Origin of the sequence: Blautia sp. MSJ-9, from assembly GCF_018919065.1 — a bacterium.
In the GTDB taxonomy this organism is placed as follows: domain Bacteria; phylum Bacillota; class Clostridia; order Lachnospirales; family Lachnospiraceae; genus Blautia_A.
Window position 1 is genome coordinate 1 of the sequence record NZ_JAHLQG010000037.1, and the last position, 15,992, is coordinate 15,992.

Consider the following 15,992-nt stretch of genomic DNA (forward strand, 5'->3'; position numbering starts at 1 on the left):
CAACCAACTAGCTTAGTTATCTCTCGTTTTTACTGTTTTTGGTTTATTCAACCGTTCTTAAAAATGTAAAGAATTTTCGAGAATCGTATGTGTTTCACTGTTTAGTTATCAAGGTTATCTGTCTTGCGACAGCTTGTTTACTTTATCACATCTCTTTTTCTTTGTCAAGCACTTTTTTCAAGTTTTTTTCAAAGTTTTTCGAACTCTTTCGGTTTTCCGAACTGTTCTTCTGATCTGTGATTGTCGGCTCTGTTTAAGCGACTTGGTTACTTTAACATGTTTGCTTTAAGTTGTCAAGCACTTTTTTTAATTTCTTTTTTCTTTCAGAAATCACACTAAATTGTCTCATTTAAAGAAACAATTATTTCCGACAGCTCAACTAATATAACACCCAAAGATCACAATGTCAACAGTTAATTTCATAATTTGACAAACTTTTTTATTTTCTCCTTTCCATTCATCTTATCCACCCACCTATTCCCTTTTACCTATAAGAAAGCCAATCTATTAATGCCCAACTTCCCACCGCCACCTTTCCACTACCAACAGCCAGCCAAGCCCGCCAGATCATTCCTGTCGAGCGACATTTGCAGGGACTTTAGAAAAACTTAGCCCCGGGAAATCCGCGTTATGAGCAGATCACTCACTGTCTGAGCGCAGCGAGTTTGAGTTATCTGCGAATGCTTTTAGCGGATTTCCCAGGGCTTAGCTTTTCTTAAGTCCCGAAACCGAGCCGACAGGAATGATCTGGCGGACTTGGCGTCCCTTAATCCCCCGAAACCGAGCCGACAGGAATGATCTGACGGACTTGGCGTCCCTTATCCCCCGAAACCGAACCGACAGGAATGATCTGGCGGACTTGGCGTCCCTTAATCAGCGGTTAACGAGCATAAAATCCACTCTCCACCTCAACCGGCACAACCTTCTCCTCAACCCCTTCAATCCCAATAAAACTCTGCCTATACAACATCTCCACCATCCTGGCAAGATCCTCCCTGGTCCCCTGCGCCTCCATCTCGACACGCTCATCCCAGTTATTCCTCACCCATCCGGTCACTCCCAGAGAACTCGCAATATAACACGCCCGGTACCGAAACCCGACCCCCTGCACTCTCCCCGAAAACCAATAATGCTTCCTGATCAGATTCTCACTCATCTCCGACCCATGTCCCTCCTGCAAGTTATTCTTCCCCCAGACTCCCCGGCCCCTCTCATACTCCCTGGTATCATCCGCACCCGTCTCAGAATCCTGAAGAAAAGTTCTATACTTCTTTTTCTTTCTATTACCAAATATACTCACTCAGTCATCCTCATCTCATCAGTCGCTCTACACATATACACCCCTGCTCCCTGTTTTTCACAATCAAACTCTGATCACAAATCCATCTTTTCTCGCCTTAGCTTCCGGATACTCTCCAGAACGATAACCAAGTACACAATGGCCAATACCAATATAAGACTCCGGCACACCCCACTCAGCTTTCAGCGCTTTACCCTCTTCAGACGCAAACACTTCTCTCGCACGATGAATCCAGCAGGAATCCACACCAACTGCATGAGCCGCATTCATCAGATTTCCCATAACAAGACTTCCATTTTCCACACAAGTGCCCTGCTCACTGTCAGCAAAAACCACAATAACAGTCGATGCTCCATAAAACGGATCGCTCTTTGCCCCCATTACATCCGCATTCATTTTAGAAAGCTTCGCAACAAGCTCCGGATTCTGAGTCACTACCATAAGAGTTCCCTGCTGTCCCATTCCACTCGGCGCATACTCACCAGCTTCAAGAATCTCATTTAATACCTCTTCCGGCACAAGATCTTTCTTATATCCACGTACACTTCTGCGTTCTAAAAGATTTTTCATTGTTTCATTCATGTCAGTATCCTCCTGTATTTTCACATAGTAAACAGCAACAAATTTTCCTATATTATACCACCACCTTTGTCAAAACTCATCTATAATTTCACACTTTCACAGACAAATCATCCTTGCCCCCAGTCCCTATCTAGTCTATAATGGAAAGTATACTATTACGAGGTGTAACTTATATGAACAAAAAAGAAATTTCCGAAATCAAGAAGCAGTTCACACCAGAGAACTGCTCTATCACCCGCATTTGCGGATGCTATGTTGACGGAGAAAAGAACAAAAAAACCGAATTAAAAGAAGCATTTCTCTCCCTCTCCGAAGAAGAAATGTTCAAATATTTTGATATCTTCCGCAAATCCCTTTCCGGAACAATTGGGAAGAACCTGATGAACATGGAATTTCCTCTTGAGCAGGAATCCGAAGGCGGAACTCAGCATTTCCTTATGAAACTGAGAGAAAGCAAACTTACAGACGATGCACTGGTCGAGAGTTTTTACGATAAAATCATCGAAAACTATGATTATCCGGAGAATTATTACATTATCCTGATTCATGGAGTATATGACATTCCCGGAAAATCCTCCGATGGTTCCGAAATGTTTGATGCCTCAGATGAAATTTACGAACACATTATGTGTTGCATCTGCCCGGTGAAACTTTCCAAAGCAGGACTTTGCTATAACGCGGAGACCAACAGCATTCAGGACCGCATCCGCGACTGGATCGTAGAACTTCCGGATGTTGCTTTTCTTTTCCCGCAGTTTAATGACCGCAGTACGGATATTCATGGAGTTCTTTATTATAGTAAGGACGCAAATGAACTCAGAGATATTTTTATTGATGAACTCCTTGGATGCAATGCCCCTCTCTCCGCCGGTGGACAGCGTGACTCTTTCAATGCACTGGTCGAAGATACACTTGGTGAGGACTGCAGCTATGATACGGTATTAAATATTCACGAGAAATTAAACGACCTGATTGAAGCTCAGAAAGATGAACCGGAGCCTGTAGTTCTGACTAAATCCGAAGTGAAACGTCTTTTCGAAGAATGTGGCGTAGAAGATGAGAAGTTACAGTCTTTTGACGAGCAGTATGAAATTACTGCCGGAGAAAAATCCTCTCTGGTTGCTTCTAATATTACCAATACACGAAGATTCGAGATTAAGACTCCTGATGTTGTCGTTCACGTAGACCCTGAACGTGCCGACCTCGTTGAGACACGCGTGATTGATGGACGAAAATGTCTTGTAATTCCAATGGAAGGTGAAGTCGAGTTTAATGGCATTCGCGTACATACAGGAAGTGAAGATTCTTCGAACGAGGAATTCAGCGAAGATTTCAGCAACGGAAGCCATATTAAAGCAAACGATAAATTCAGTGACACAATAGAGGAGGCATCTGATGCAGAATAATCGTAAACTATTATTTTTTGACATTGATAAGACTTTACTTACCCCTTATCCATGGGCTGTTCCGGACAGTGCAAGAATTGCTTTAAAAAAAGCCCACGATAATGGACACCTGCTTTTTGTCAACTCCGGACGTACTTATGCCATGATTCCTGAAATAATCCGGGAGATTGACTTTGACGGATATGTCTGTGGATGTGGCAGCCAGATTTATATGAATGGAGAACTTTTATTTTCCAGCTCAATTCCCAATTCACTCTGTCGTGAAATAATAGAAATACTAAGAAATTGCAAGATCCCCGCATTTTTTGAGCGTCCGGACAAAATTTTATATGATAACGGATCCTGTTCTCTTCCTGGTGCTATCCAGAATCTGAAAACAGAAGTTGAAGTAGAAGATTTATCTCTCTATACTTCCGAAATTTACCATAGTTTTACATTTGACAAGTTTCTGGCATTTCCTGCCGCAGACTCTGATACGGATACCTTCCGCAAATTTGTTGATGAACATTTTCTGTGTTTTATCCATGATGATAAAGCCTGGGAATTAACTCAGAAAAATTGTAGCAAGGCAACAGGGATCCGGTTTCTGGCTGACCGCCTGGGAGTATCAATCAAAGATACCTTTGCTTTTGGCGACAGCACAAATGATCTTCCTATGCTTCAGTTTGCCGGAAACAGCATTGCAATGGGTGATTCAGATCCTTTGATTCTTCCTCATTGCACTTACCAGACAACCAATATCGAGGATAATGGCATCGCTAATGCATTAAAGCATTTCCTCCTTATTTAATATAAAGCATATAGAAATAACATTTTTGAATAGGTTATTTCTATATGCTTAGGAGAATCAATATGAGTATATTTAATCATGAATTTGATGCCGAAACTACACCTTTGTATTTTTCTCTTGCATTAACAAGATCTTATAATATCTACATTGTATACTTTCTGCTATTTATAGTCTGTATCACATGCTTTGGATATCCGGTTAATGCTCTTCCTGTTGCGGGATGGCTGGCTACATGTCTTCTTGCAAGACATTACATGAATCGTATCTTTATACGATGGAACTTTTTATTTTATGTTATCATTTCCGCGGGATGGATTTCTTATTTCATCTATTATTATGGATGGAATGTTGGCGGTTCCAACTTCATCCTGCCACTAATGTTAATTTCAATGTTTTCTCTGTATGATACAACCTTTAACAAAATTGCATTTGCAGTTTTTTTATTCATACTGAGAATGGCACTGTTTTTTCATTGTCAGAATTATCCGCCAATATACGTCCTTACAGAAGCGCATATGCTGATTGTACAAGTTTTAAATACTATTTTATCATTTGTGATCACGGGTGTGATCTGTCTGACATTCAGCAGTAATCTTCAGAAAGCAGAGAAGCATCTCATGCTGTATAACATTGAATTAAGACAACAGGCCGGAACCGATCCTCTTACTACTCTGTATAACAGACGCCGTATGGAAGAGGTTCTGGAAAATCACATTAAAGCTAATCCTTATGAAAATTTCAGTATTGCCATTGGTGATATCGATTTTTTCAAAAAAATCAATGATACTTATGGTCATAATTGCGGCGATCAGGTTCTAAAATCTCTTGCAGAACTTTTTAAAGAAAAAACGCTTGGTTCAGGACACGTCTGCAGATGGGGCGGCGAAGAATTTCTCTTCTTCTTTCCGGGAATGAATCTTGACAATGCAACTACAATCATGAATGAAATTAATATAGCAGTCAGCAAATGTATCATAACCTATAAAGATATTACAGTTCACGTAACTATGACTTTCGGTGTAGAAGAAAACGACTATCAGTCAAATATTTCAGAATTAATCAAACATGCAGATGATAAGCTTTATTACGGAAAAACACATGGGCGCGATACCGTAATTTCCTGATATTGCAGAACTTTCCGGTACCATTGCATTTTATGGCATCCACAAGGGTATTCCTGATTCGAGGTTTTTGCGCAATTCATCAGAAAATATTATTCTGGCAATGCAAAAGCAGCTATATGAGAAACGTTTTTGTTTTCCATATAGCTGCTTTTATTATGTTACCTTATGTTTATTATTCATTACCACAATTCTCTGCGATACAGCAATATAATTTTCCTGTCTTATTTCGCAGCTTCTGTCGGTGTTGCTTCTGGTGTTTCTGTAGCTTCAGCTTCTTCTGTTGGTGTTACAGTTGCCTCTGTATCTTCTGCTGTTTCTGTTTCTTCTGCTGCCGGTGTCTCAGTTGCTTCAGCTTCCTCTGTCACATCAGCCTCCGGTGTTGGTGTTGCTTCTGGTGATGGAGTAGGTGTCGAAGTTGGAGCTGTAAAAGTATGTTTATCTGTGATCTTAAGTGTCTTAAGAACTTTCTTTACCACTTTTACATCCGCATCATCCAGCCACTGGTTTGTTGTCTCTGTGTAATATGTGCTCTCTTTGGAATTCTGAAGAGATTCTCTCTTGGATGCTGTTGCATCCTCATCATTAATCTTATCAAGTCTTACTACATAATATCCTGTATCAGTCTCAATAATATCATCTGCAACCTCTCCGTCTTTCAGTCCACGTAAAACACTAATAACTTCGTCCGGATATGCTGCCCCGCTGGAGTCTTCATCCTCATCTTCGCTTTCTTTAGTTGTAAAATTACCCTGTACTGCTGAGTAGCTCTCATCTACTCCCTGAGCAACTTCGCTCATATCAGCTGTCGGATCTTCTTTCATTTTATCAAGAATCTCCTGAGCCTGTTCTTTCTTAGTTTCTTTATCTTCGTCTGTTACATCATCACCACTTGTAGAGATACTTACATAAGTAAAGGTTGTCTGATTTGCCTCATCATCAGAAACTGTGATATTTCCCTCTGCAACAATCGGGTCATACATCTTTTTCTGGATTGTCTGAAGCTCCAGTAATGTTTTTACCTGATCCTCTGTTACAGCGAGTTCTTTGATTGTCTCTTCGCTGTTTGCAGCCATAAACTGTGATGCAGCATCTGCGATTGCTGTTTCATCTTCATCTGTAAGTTCTACATTGTAATCAGATGCTTTCTCTTTCAGAATATACATTTTCTCAATGGATTCCAGACTGCTTGTCACTGCCTGATCACCATATGTCTCTCCAGAATCTTCATCTGCTGTCTGATCCCAGATATTATCCGCGCTTCCCATATAAGACATATACATGGCGGTTGTCTGCTGCTGCTGTTCACGCGCATAAAGGCTGACAACTCCAAGCGGAATATCTGTTCCGTCTACTGTAGCCACTGTTTTTGTTCCATCTAATGTTTTACTTCCGCAGCCTGTAAGCATACCAACTGACATCACACCTGCCAGTGCTGCTACGGCTGTTCTCTTTGCCATTTCTTTCATTTCTTCCTCCATATTATCAGTCTGGTCTTTCTTCATGTCCCACTTTTCCAGACTGTGCTATTACTAGAGTATAAACTTTTTTCCTGCTGAGGGCAAGGTAAATTAAAAAATAAGTGCTATATTTCACATATTTATCACGATCTTCAAACACACTCTTCTGCCATATTCTTAAGTTCTTCTGCAAATTCCGTCAGCGCAGGAATCAGACTGCCCTGAGGTTCCAGGATAAATTTCGGTTCCTGCTCATTCTTAAACTGCAAGCTTCTTCTGTATTTCTGCATGAGAAGCGGAATCCCTTCCGGATTCAGCTTTGCTTTTTCATAAAGTGTAATGCGCACTGATTTTCCGGTCTGCTTAATTTCTGTCACATAGCCCTGATGTGCGATAGCTTTTAACTTCGCGATTGCAAGGAGATTCAGCACTGCCTTTCCAGGTTCACCAAAACGATCCAGAAGTTCCTCTAACATATCATCATAGTCCTGCTGCGTTTCGATTCCAGCGATTCGTTTATAAATATCAAGTTTCTGGAATTCATTGCTGATATAGGAATCCGGAATAAATGCATCGATATTGAGGTCAATCGATGTCTCAAAATCTTCCATTGTATGGATTCCTTTTGCCTCTTTGACTGCCTCGCTTAGCATCTTGCAATAGAGATCATATCCCACCGCATTCATATGTCCATGTTGCTGTGCACCCAGCAGATTTCCCGCGCCTCGAAGTTCCAGATCTCTCATGGCAATTTTAAATCCACTTCCCAGATCCGTATATTCACGAATAGCCGCCAGACGCTTCTCCGCAGTCTCCTTCAGCATCACGTTCTGCCTGTACATCAGGAATGCATACGCCGTTCTGTTAGATCGACCGATTCTTCCGCGAAGCTGATAAAGCTGGGAAAGTCCGTATCTGTCGGAATCATGGATGATCATGGTATTTACATTGGAAATATCCAGCCCTGTTTCAATGATCGTAGTCGAAACCAGTACATCAATATCACCATTTACAAACGCATACATGACATTCTCAAGTTCTCTCTCGCTCATCTGTCCATGTGCAAAATCCACCCTCGCATCCGGCACAAGTTTCGCTATGCGCAGGGCAACATCCGCAATATCCGTAACACGATTATAGACATAATAGACCTGTCCGCCCCTGCGCAGTTCTCTGTTGATCGCCTCCCGGACTGTCTCCTCATCATACTCCATAACATAGGTCTGAATCGGCATTCTGTCCATCGGCGGTTCCTCAAGGACACTCATATCACGAATTCCAATGAGGCTCATATGCAAAGTACGCGGAATCGGCGTCGCTGTCAAAGTCAGCACATCTACATCCTTTTTCAGCTGCTTGATTTTCTCTTTATGCGCAACCCCGAAACGCTGTTCCTCATCGATGATCAGAAGTCCAAGGTTCTTAAACTGTACATCCTTCGACAAGACTCTATGTGTTCCGATAATTACATCTACCTGTCCCTTTTTCAGGTCTTCAATCGCTTTCTTCTGCTGCGCCGGCGTGCGGAAACGGCAGAGAAGTTCTACTCGTACCGGGAACTCTTTCATTCGCTGTACAAAGGTGTTGTATATCTGCTGTGCAAGAATAGTTGTCGGGGCAAGATACACCACCTGTCTGCTCTCCTGCACTTCCTTAAACGCAGCGCGCAGAGCAACCTCTGTTTTACCATAACCTACGTCACCGCAGATCAGACGGTCCATGATTTTCGTGCTCTCCATATCCCGCTTGGCATCTTCAATGGCGCTGAGCTGATCTTCTGTCTCCTCATATGGAAACATTTCCTCGAACTCCCTCTGCCATACCGTATCAGGACCACAGACATAGCCTTCCTTTTCCTGACGTACCGCGTAGAGTTCTACCAGCTCTTTCGCAATATTTTTGACAGCTCCCCGGACCTTGCTTTTCGTCTTATTCCATTCCTGCGTTCCAAGCTTATTCAGTTTCGGAGTTTTTGCAGTATCACCGCCCGAGTATTTCTGAAGACAATCTAACTGAGTTGCCAGAATATAAAGATTGCTGCCGCCACGATATTCAATCTTAATATAATCCTTAACGATCCTGTCCACTTCCACTTTCTCAATTCCGCGATAAATACCAAGCCCATGCTTCTCATGAACCACAAAATCCCCGATAGAAAGCTCTGCAAAATCCTGGATACGCTTTCCGTTATAATTCTTTTTCTTCTTTCTCTTCTTCTGTTCCTGACCAAAAATATCCGACTCTGTCATCACCGCAAATTTGATCAGCGGATATTCAAAGCCTTTTTTCGCATGACCATAAACCACCATGATCTCACCCGGCAGAATCTCCCTGTCATAATCCTGCCCGTAAAAAGCAGCCAGTCCTTCTTCCTGGAGATCCTTCGCCAGTCGTTCAGCTCTGGTACGGGAACCGGAGAGCAATGCGATCTTGTATCCCTGTTTCTTATACTGGTGAAGATCCTTTACCAGAAGTTCAAAGTTACTGTTATACGAACTGACTGATTTTACTTCCAGATAAAATTTCTCCCGGACCTTCCAGCCCGCCTGCTTCGGTTCCAGCGCACAGACAGAAATACAGTTTCGCTTATTTAATTCTTTCTGAAGTTCTTCAAAAGAACAAAGCCAGTTGTCCGGCAGATTCTGGCTGCCTTTTTCCTCGCGGTGCATACGGCTCTGGCGATATTCCTCTTCTACTACTTCACCTTTCTCCGTCAGTCGATTCGGTTCATCCAGAAAAATAACCGATTTCTCCTTTGGAAAATAATCCAGGAAAGAAACCATATCAGATTCCCCGATATGTTCTACTGCCGGATAAATCGTAATCTCCTCCAGATTCTCGAGGGATCTCTGGCTCTCAGCGTCAAAACTTCGTATAGAATCGATCTCATCCCCCCACAGTTCGATTCTCCATGGATTTTCCTCTGTGAGGCAGTAAATATCCACAATACCACCGCGAATAGAAAACTGTCCCGGCATTTCCACCTGACCTACACGCTCATATCCCAGATCCACCAGTTTATTTTTCAACTGATCCATGTCTATCGTACTGTCATTTTCATAATGAATCAGCTGGTTTTTTATTTTTTCCAGCGGTTCCAGGAAATCCATGCATCCGTCAATGCTTGTGACAACTGTAAGTTCCTTTTCCTCCAGCAATGCCCGGATTACTTTCATTCTCTGTCGAATCAGCAGATTTCCATGAATATCTGCCTGAAAGAATAGAAGATCCTTTGCCGGATAGGAATATATTTTCTTATCATAAAACCGGTAATCTTCATAGATTTCTCTGGCCCGGCGTTCATCTTCTGCCAGGATCAGACGATATGGCGCAGTCTCAGAAAGGCCGTACATCAGATGGGATTTCTGCGATTCCATACATCCCGAAACCTGCAGAATCCCCTTATTCGTTTTACTTTTTTCTTTAATCTGTTCAAACTCTGCAAGTCCCTGCAGAGGTGCCATAAATGCTTTCATATTCACCTCTTATATGTCTCCGATAAATAAATCTTCCTGCCATTCATTGCTATTCACAATTAAAAATATTACGCCAAAAGTTCCAGATCACTGTGGCAAGATAAAAGCGGCACCTGTTTTCCTGCTGTAGCATCATTAACAGTCACCGCTTTTCTTCCTTTTCTTCCGTTAAAAGCAGCCAGCATGTGCCACTTACCACTTTGCCGCTTCTTACTTCTGTACAGGTACTTTTCTGTTATATTCGTTCATTGCCGCATCTGCGCCCTGTGAAATCATGATATCCACAGCCTTTGCCGCTTTTTCTATTGCTTCATCCACAAGTTTTCTGTCTTCTGTGGAAAATCTGCCAAGTACATGATCTGCAAGATCCCATCCCTTTGGCTTAGCTCCTACACCTACTTTAATGCGCAGAAACTTCTCTGTGCCAAGCTGACGGATAATATCCTTAATTCCATTGTGTCCACCTGCGCTTCCCTGCTTACGGATGCGAAGCTGTCCCGGTTCCAGATCAATATCATCATAAATAACAATCAGTTCTGTCTCCGGATCAATTTTGAAATAATTCGCCATTTCGCGGACAGGTCCACCACTCAGATTCATAAAAGAGAGCGGCTTCATAAGGATTACTTTCTCTCCGCCAATCATGGTCTTGCCATACATAGCGTTGAACTTCACACCGCCCTGAGGTACATTGTAATCCTCTATCAGCTGGTCAATGGTGTCAAAACCCATGTTGTGGCGTGTTGCTTCATACTGCTTCCCGGGATTTCCCAGGCCAACTACTAAATACATATGTGTTTCTCCCGTTAGTTGAAGTATACCATCTCATCTTTCAGCGGTTCGCATTCTTTTGCTTCACTTGCATAAAGCACAATGCCCTCGTCCTGATATTCTGTACGGTACTCGAAAGCAACCTTTGCAGTCACTTCTACCCAGCTTCCTTCTTTGATATGAGATGCATTATCGCTTCTGCAGATATACCCCAGGAATGTAGTATCATCTGCGCAGCAGGTCATTGCCACACGACCCGGAACAAAGAATTTACTTCCCATTCCGCGCGGTTTCATGACACGTCCTTTGAAATTGACAGTCTTGCCCGCATATTTATCCGGGTGATCCATGGCATCAACAAACCAGATACCGTAATCTTCCGGTGGAATCTGAATAACCGGCGCATCAATATCGAATGGCATCTCATCCTGGAAAATATCGTCCATCTCTCCCTCTTCATCTTCGAAGATGACCTCTGCACTCTGGTTTGCAACTTTAATCCCACGTCTGTATGCAGGAAGCGGATCTCCCTCTTTACAGCGGTTAAATACAACCATATCTGTATTTCTGATCATGTCCATGAACAAAGACTTCATGTTTGCCATATAAACCTGATAAGTTGTAGCATCTACGCAGGTAATTTCCTGCTCGATACCCCATCCTTCCGGAAGTTCCATCTGTTCAAATTTGCTTACAAGCCACATTCCGTTGTACTCAATAACAACACGCTCCGGCTGATGGATGATATCCATAGCGGCCAGACGCTGAGGTGTGAGGTCTTCTTCATCCTCGATCACTTCCACAACCGTGTTTGCAAGTTTCAGTTTATCCATATCATATTCTTCTTCGCCTTCTTCGCAAAGAATCAGCAGAGTTTTGCCATCAATAGCAAAGTAATCCTGCTGTAATGTAAAGTCCAGGAAAGTTGTCTTTCCACTCTCCAGGAATCCCGTAACTAAATAAATGGGAACTCTGATATCATCCATAATCGTTTATTCCTTTATCTGAATTCTATAGTTGTCTGCCTGCTGTCATGTAAAGAATGAGCAGCAGCATCTGTTCTGCATCAAAGTAATTTTATCTGCAATGATTATTCTGCGAGGCCAAATAATTCTGCAAGTTTATCCTCTTTCAGCTTAGAACCGATCACGCACAGGCGGCCTGTATATTCCGGTGCACCCCCGCGGATCTCTGTTTCTTCCGGAACCATATCAAAGTAGATCCATGTTCCGTCCTCTGCTGGAAGCATTCCTTTTGCACGGAGAATAATACCGTAATCTTCGGAAGCAGAAAGTGCTTCAAGCATCTTCTCAAGACCTTCTCTTGTATACTTCTTGATTGTCTCACGGCCCCAGCTTGTGAATACTTCATCTGCATGATGATGATGGTGATGATCATGATGATCGTGTCCGCAGCCACATTCATGGTCGTGGTCATGGTGGTCGTGGTCATCATGGTCATGTCCGCAGCCGCATTCATCATCGTGATCATGGTGATGATGCGCATGGTCTTCATGGTCATGCTCGCAGCCACACTCGTGGTCATGATGATGCTCATGGTCTTCGTGATCGTGATGATGTTCGTGCTCGTCATGGTCGTGTCCGCAGCCGCATTCATCATCGTGATCATGATGATGGTGCTCGCCATGTTCATGTACATGTCCACACTCAGGGCAAACTTCTTCCTCTGCCATCAGCTCTTCTTCCAGAGATACCGGTTTTTCCATAACCTCAAGGATCTTCTTTCCGTCAAGCTTCTCGATTGGAGTTGTGATGATCGCTGCTTTTGCATTGATTCCACGGAGAAGTTCCATCGCCTGCTGTGCTTTCTTCTCATCAATGATATCTGTACGGCTCATAATGATCGCACCTGCATATTCAACCTGATTGTTGAAGAACTCACCGAAGTTTCTCATGTACATCTTGCATTTCTTAGCATCAACTACAGTTGTATAGCTGTTCAGTACAATATCTACATCACCCTGTACACCCTGTACTGCTTTGATAACATCTGACAGTTTACCAACACCTGAAGGCTCGATCAGGATTCTGTCCGGATGATATTTATCAACAACTTCTTTCAGGGAAGTTCCGAAATCACCAACCAGAGAGCAGCAGATACATCCGGAATTCATTTCACGGATTTCGATTCCAGCTTCTTTCAGAAATCCACCGTCAATACCAATCTCACCGAATTCGTTCTCGATCAGTACAACCTGCTCATCTGCATAAGCCTCTTTCAGAAGCTTCTTGATCAATGTAGTTTTACCAGCTCCCAGGAAACCTGAGATAATATCAATCTTAGTTGCCATCGTTTTGTTTCTCCTTTTCTATTTTTATGTTTATCATGCGTAATAATGTCAGAGGAAAACTTTTCTCTGATGTCTTATTATTCTGTAAGAGAATGTCTGAAACTATTCAACAATCCGTCCACTTATTATTTTACCTGTAACACATTACTGTTCATTCCGTTTCCAGAAACACGCTTCGCGGAATGTTACCAGTGAACGGTAGCCATAACGCCTTTATTATACACAAGCTTTCAGACAGTTTCAAGCCCGTCACACGCAAAGAAGGGGACATGACCAAAATCATGTCCCCACCTGTATTTCTATGATCAACCGTTGATCATAAAGCTCATTAATTTATCAATATCTTCTTTCTCATAAGCAACGATCTCAAGTTCTGGGATCTCTCCACCTGAGAAAATGTTTGCCAGAGATACATACTGGGATAATTTGGATTTAAGGTTCAGTCTGTCACCTTCGCCTGTTACTAATTCTACTCTTCCTTCGCAGCTGTCAACTACGTCAAAAAACTTCTCGATATCTTTGATGTTAGATACTTTCATGTTCATTCTCCTTTCAACATGTAACCGTTTATTCTCTCTATTCCTTGTTTTCGCGCTAATTATAGCGCAATTATAACTAAAAAGCAATTATTGAATTTGCACGAATTTTTCAGGTATCGTTTGACTTTAACCATAATATTGTCAAATAAATAACAATTTCTTCTGTTCATCTATTTCTTATGTGTATTCAGCATATGATTAACGTCATAAACAGCCAATAATTGTATCTGATGTCAAGCGGATATTCTTGCTTTTCGCAATTGAAGCAAAGAACTTACCTCATTCGGTTAATATACAAAAATAGCTACTCCATAAGCAGGAAGCGGATATGCAAATGAAAATGGTCTGTTATCGCATTCCTGTTTCACTGCCTTGAATGTCTTCGGCTCTGTCAGGCCATTTTCATCCATGATCAGCTTGTACTGTTTCCTCTTCGGCACCCCAACTCTGTAATCCGGACGATCCACTGGTGTAAAGTTAACCACATACAGGATGTTATTTCTCTTTGTCGGAGATTTTCTTACAAAGCTGAAAATACTTCTGTCTCCGTCATTGGCATTGATCCACTCAAAATCTTCCGGAACATTATCTGATGCATAGAGTGCAGGGTATTTCTTATAAATAGTAAGAAGATCCTTAACATAATTCTGCAGATCTTTATGAGGCTGTTCCTGCAGAAGGAACCAGTCAAGTTCTCTCTCTTCACTCCACTCACGAAGCTGTCCGAATTCCTGTCCCATAAACAGAAGCTTCTTACCAGGATGACATGTCATAAAGGAATATGCTGCTTTTAAGTTCTTAAATTTATCCGGATACTCTCCAGGCATCTTCTCAAGCATAGAGCATTTCAGATGAACTACTTCATCATGAGAAAGAACCAGTACATATCTCTCGCTGTATGCATAAGACATAGAGAATGTCATCTTATTATGGTTGAATTTACGGAAATATGGATCCAGCTTCATGTATTCCAGGAAGTCATTCATCCATCCCATATTCCACTTCAGGCTAAATCCAAGCCCATCATTCTCAGCATCGCCGGTAACCATCGGCCATGCTGTGGACTCCTCAGCGATCATTACAGTTCCGTGGTTTCTGCCAAGAACTACTGTATTCAGATGTTTGAAGAATTCAATTGCCTCAAGGTTCTTATTTCCGCCATATTTATTGGCAACCCATTCGCCGTCTTTCTTGCCATAATCAAGATAAAGCATAGAAGCAACTGCATCTACACGAAGACCATCTACATGACACTCCTCAACCCAGTACAGAGCATTTGCGATCAGGAAGTTCTTAACCTCCGGGCGACCATAATTATAAATCTTGGTTCCCCAGTCCGGATGCTCCCCCTGTCTCGGATCAGCATGTTCATAAACTGCAGTTCCGTCAAAATTAGCAAGACCATGCGCATCTTTCGGGAAATGTGCAGGTACCCAGTCAAGGATAACTCCGATCTTATTCTGATGGAAATAATCGATCATGTACTTAAAATCCTGCGGAGTTCCATATCTGGATGTCGGTGCATAGTATCCTGTAACCTGATAACCCCAGGAACCATCAAACGGATGCTCTGCAATTCCCATGAGTTCCACATGCGTATATCCCATTTTCTTAATATAATCAGTCAGAGAATGCGCAAGTTCACGATAATTATAAAATCCCTCTTCATTCTCCTCTGTCCACGGATGCTTCATCCAGGAACCCGGATGTACCTCATAGATTGCCATCGGCTCTACTTTCTCATCGAACTTCTCTCTGTTCTTAATCCATGTGGCATCTTTCCATTTATAATCCGTGATATCAGTGATCCTCGACGCTGTGCCTGGACGCAGCTCTGCCTCATTGGCATATGGATCCGCCTTATAAAGCTTCTCTCCATGTGCACCTAAGATAAAGAATTTATATAACTGTCCTATCTTCGCTCCCGGAACAAATACTTCATAAACACCAATCGGTCCTACTTTCTTCATAGGATTGGCTTCTTCATCCCATCCGTTAAACTCACCAATCACAGATACAGACTGTGCATTCGGTGCCCAGACTGCAAAGTATACACCTTTCTTACGCCGATATGTAGTTGGATGAGCACCCATTTTCTTATATATCTCGTAATTGGTTCCCTGTCCAAATAAATACTGGTCTAAATCCGTAAATTTCATACTTTCACCCATCAGGAGTCCTCCCTTAACATTCAGATTCTATCTTTTCACGGATATGAATAGTTACCGTTTTTATC

Annotated in this window: 12 protein-coding genes; 3 read left to right on the forward strand and 9 right to left on the reverse strand. The window is 42.2% G+C overall.

Going from position 1 to position 15,992, the window contains the following annotated elements; translation table 11 throughout:
• Positions 1 to 880: 880 nt before the first annotated feature.
• Positions 881 to 1,300 (reverse strand): acylphosphatase, encoded by a 420-nt coding sequence (locus KQI87_RS10475; protein ID WP_330655783.1) that lies wholly within the window; start codon positions 1,298 to 1,300, stop codon positions 881 to 883.
• 63 nt (positions 1,301 to 1,363) lie between these two features.
• Positions 1,364 to 1,882 carry a nitroreductase family protein gene (locus KQI87_RS10480; protein ID WP_117677206.1) on the reverse strand — a complete coding sequence of 173 codons (519 nt, stop codon included), beginning with the start codon at positions 1,880 to 1,882 and terminating at the stop codon, positions 1,364 to 1,366.
• Positions 1,883 to 2,055: 173 nt separating this feature from the next.
• Between KQI87_RS10480 and KQI87_RS10485 the strand changes: the two genes are divergently transcribed.
• From KQI87_RS10485 to KQI87_RS10495, 3 genes are all read left to right on the forward strand, one after another.
• Entirely contained in the window at positions 2,056 to 3,288 is a 1,233-nt protein-coding gene (locus KQI87_RS10485; protein ID WP_253292470.1) for a DUF4317 domain-containing protein, read from the forward strand.
• Positions 3,278 to 4,078, forward strand: a complete 801-nt coding sequence (locus KQI87_RS10490; protein WP_216460108.1) for an HAD family hydrolase — start codon at positions 3,278 to 3,280, stop codon at positions 4,076 to 4,078. The genes KQI87_RS10485 and KQI87_RS10490 overlap by 11 nt, the downstream gene beginning before the upstream one ends.
• A 62-nt stretch (positions 4,079 to 4,140) precedes the next feature.
• Positions 4,141 to 5,202: a GGDEF domain-containing protein gene (locus KQI87_RS10495; protein ID WP_216460109.1), complete on the forward strand. Its 1,062-nt coding sequence runs from the start codon at positions 4,141 to 4,143 to the stop codon at positions 5,200 to 5,202.
• 221 nt (positions 5,203 to 5,423) lie between these two features.
• On the opposite strand, the gene KQI87_RS10500 is transcribed toward KQI87_RS10495, so the two are convergent.
• The 7 genes from KQI87_RS10500 to glgB form a co-directional block, all read right to left on the reverse strand.
• Entirely contained in the window at positions 5,424 to 6,704 is a 1,281-nt protein-coding gene (locus KQI87_RS10500) for a peptidyl-prolyl cis-trans isomerase (protein WP_253292471.1), read from the reverse strand.
• Positions 6,705 to 6,811: 107 nt separating this feature from the next.
• The gene (gene mfd / locus KQI87_RS10505; protein WP_216460110.1) at positions 6,812 to 10,135 is read right to left on the reverse strand and encodes a transcription-repair coupling factor; all 3,324 of its coding nucleotides are present in this window, start codon (positions 10,133 to 10,135) and stop codon (positions 6,812 to 6,814) included.
• Between the two features lie 210 nt (positions 10,136 to 10,345).
• A complete protein-coding gene (pth, locus tag KQI87_RS10510; RefSeq protein WP_216460111.1) occupies positions 10,346 to 10,927 on the reverse strand; it encodes an aminoacyl-tRNA hydrolase in 582 nt (193 codons plus the stop codon).
• Between the two features lie 14 nt (positions 10,928 to 10,941).
• Positions 10,942 to 11,892 (reverse strand): TIGR03943 family putative permease subunit, encoded by a 951-nt coding sequence (locus KQI87_RS10515; protein ID WP_216460112.1) that lies wholly within the window; start codon positions 11,890 to 11,892, stop codon positions 10,942 to 10,944.
• Between the two features lie 104 nt (positions 11,893 to 11,996).
• Positions 11,997 to 13,217, reverse strand: coding sequence for a CobW family GTP-binding protein (locus tag KQI87_RS10520; protein ID WP_216460113.1), 1,221 nt, complete (start codon positions 13,215 to 13,217; stop codon positions 11,997 to 11,999).
• Positions 13,218 to 13,522: 305 nt separating this feature from the next.
• On the reverse strand, positions 13,523 to 13,756 hold the full coding sequence (locus KQI87_RS10525) for a polya polymerase (RefSeq protein ID WP_118511845.1): 234 nt from the start codon (positions 13,754 to 13,756) through the stop codon (positions 13,523 to 13,525).
• Positions 13,757 to 14,043: 287 nt separating this feature from the next.
• Positions 14,044 to 15,927, reverse strand: coding sequence for a 1,4-alpha-glucan branching protein GlgB (glgB, locus tag KQI87_RS10530; protein WP_216460114.1), 1,884 nt, complete (start codon positions 15,925 to 15,927; stop codon positions 14,044 to 14,046).
• Positions 15,928 to 15,992: the final 65 nt, after the last annotated feature.

Excerpts from the sequence above, each read along its gene's own strand:
- mfd (WP_216460110.1), bottom strand. The coding sequence starts at position 10,135 with ATGAAAGCATTTATGGCACCTCTGCAGGGACTTGCAGAGTTTGAACAG.
- KQI87_RS10480 (WP_117677206.1), bottom strand. The coding sequence starts at position 1,882 with ATGAATGAAACAATGAAAAATCTTTTAGAACGCAGAAGTGTACGTGGA.
- KQI87_RS10525 (WP_118511845.1), bottom strand. The coding sequence starts at position 13,756 with ATGAAAGTATCTAACATCAAAGATATCGAGAAGTTTTTTGACGTAGTT.
- KQI87_RS10485 (WP_253292470.1), top strand. The coding sequence starts at position 2,056 with ATGAACAAAAAAGAAATTTCCGAAATCAAGAAGCAGTTCACACCAGAG.
- pth (WP_216460111.1), bottom strand. The coding sequence starts at position 10,927 with ATGTATTTAGTAGTTGGCCTGGGAAATCCCGGGAAGCAGTATGAAGCA.
- KQI87_RS10495 (WP_216460109.1), top strand. The coding sequence starts at position 4,141 with ATGAGTATATTTAATCATGAATTTGATGCCGAAACTACACCTTTGTAT.
- KQI87_RS10520 (WP_216460113.1), bottom strand. The coding sequence starts at position 13,217 with ATGGCAACTAAGATTGATATTATCTCAGGTTTCCTGGGAGCTGGTAAA.
- glgB (WP_216460114.1), bottom strand. The coding sequence starts at position 15,927 with ATGGGTGAAAGTATGAAATTTACGGATTTAGACCAGTATTTATTTGGA.
- KQI87_RS10500 (WP_253292471.1), bottom strand. The coding sequence starts at position 6,704 with ATGAAGAAAGACCAGACTGATAATATGGAGGAAGAAATGAAAGAAATG.
- KQI87_RS10515 (WP_216460112.1), bottom strand. The coding sequence starts at position 11,892 with ATGGATGATATCAGAGTTCCCATTTATTTAGTTACGGGATTCCTGGAG.
- KQI87_RS10490 (WP_216460108.1), top strand. The coding sequence starts at position 3,278 with ATGCAGAATAATCGTAAACTATTATTTTTTGACATTGATAAGACTTTA.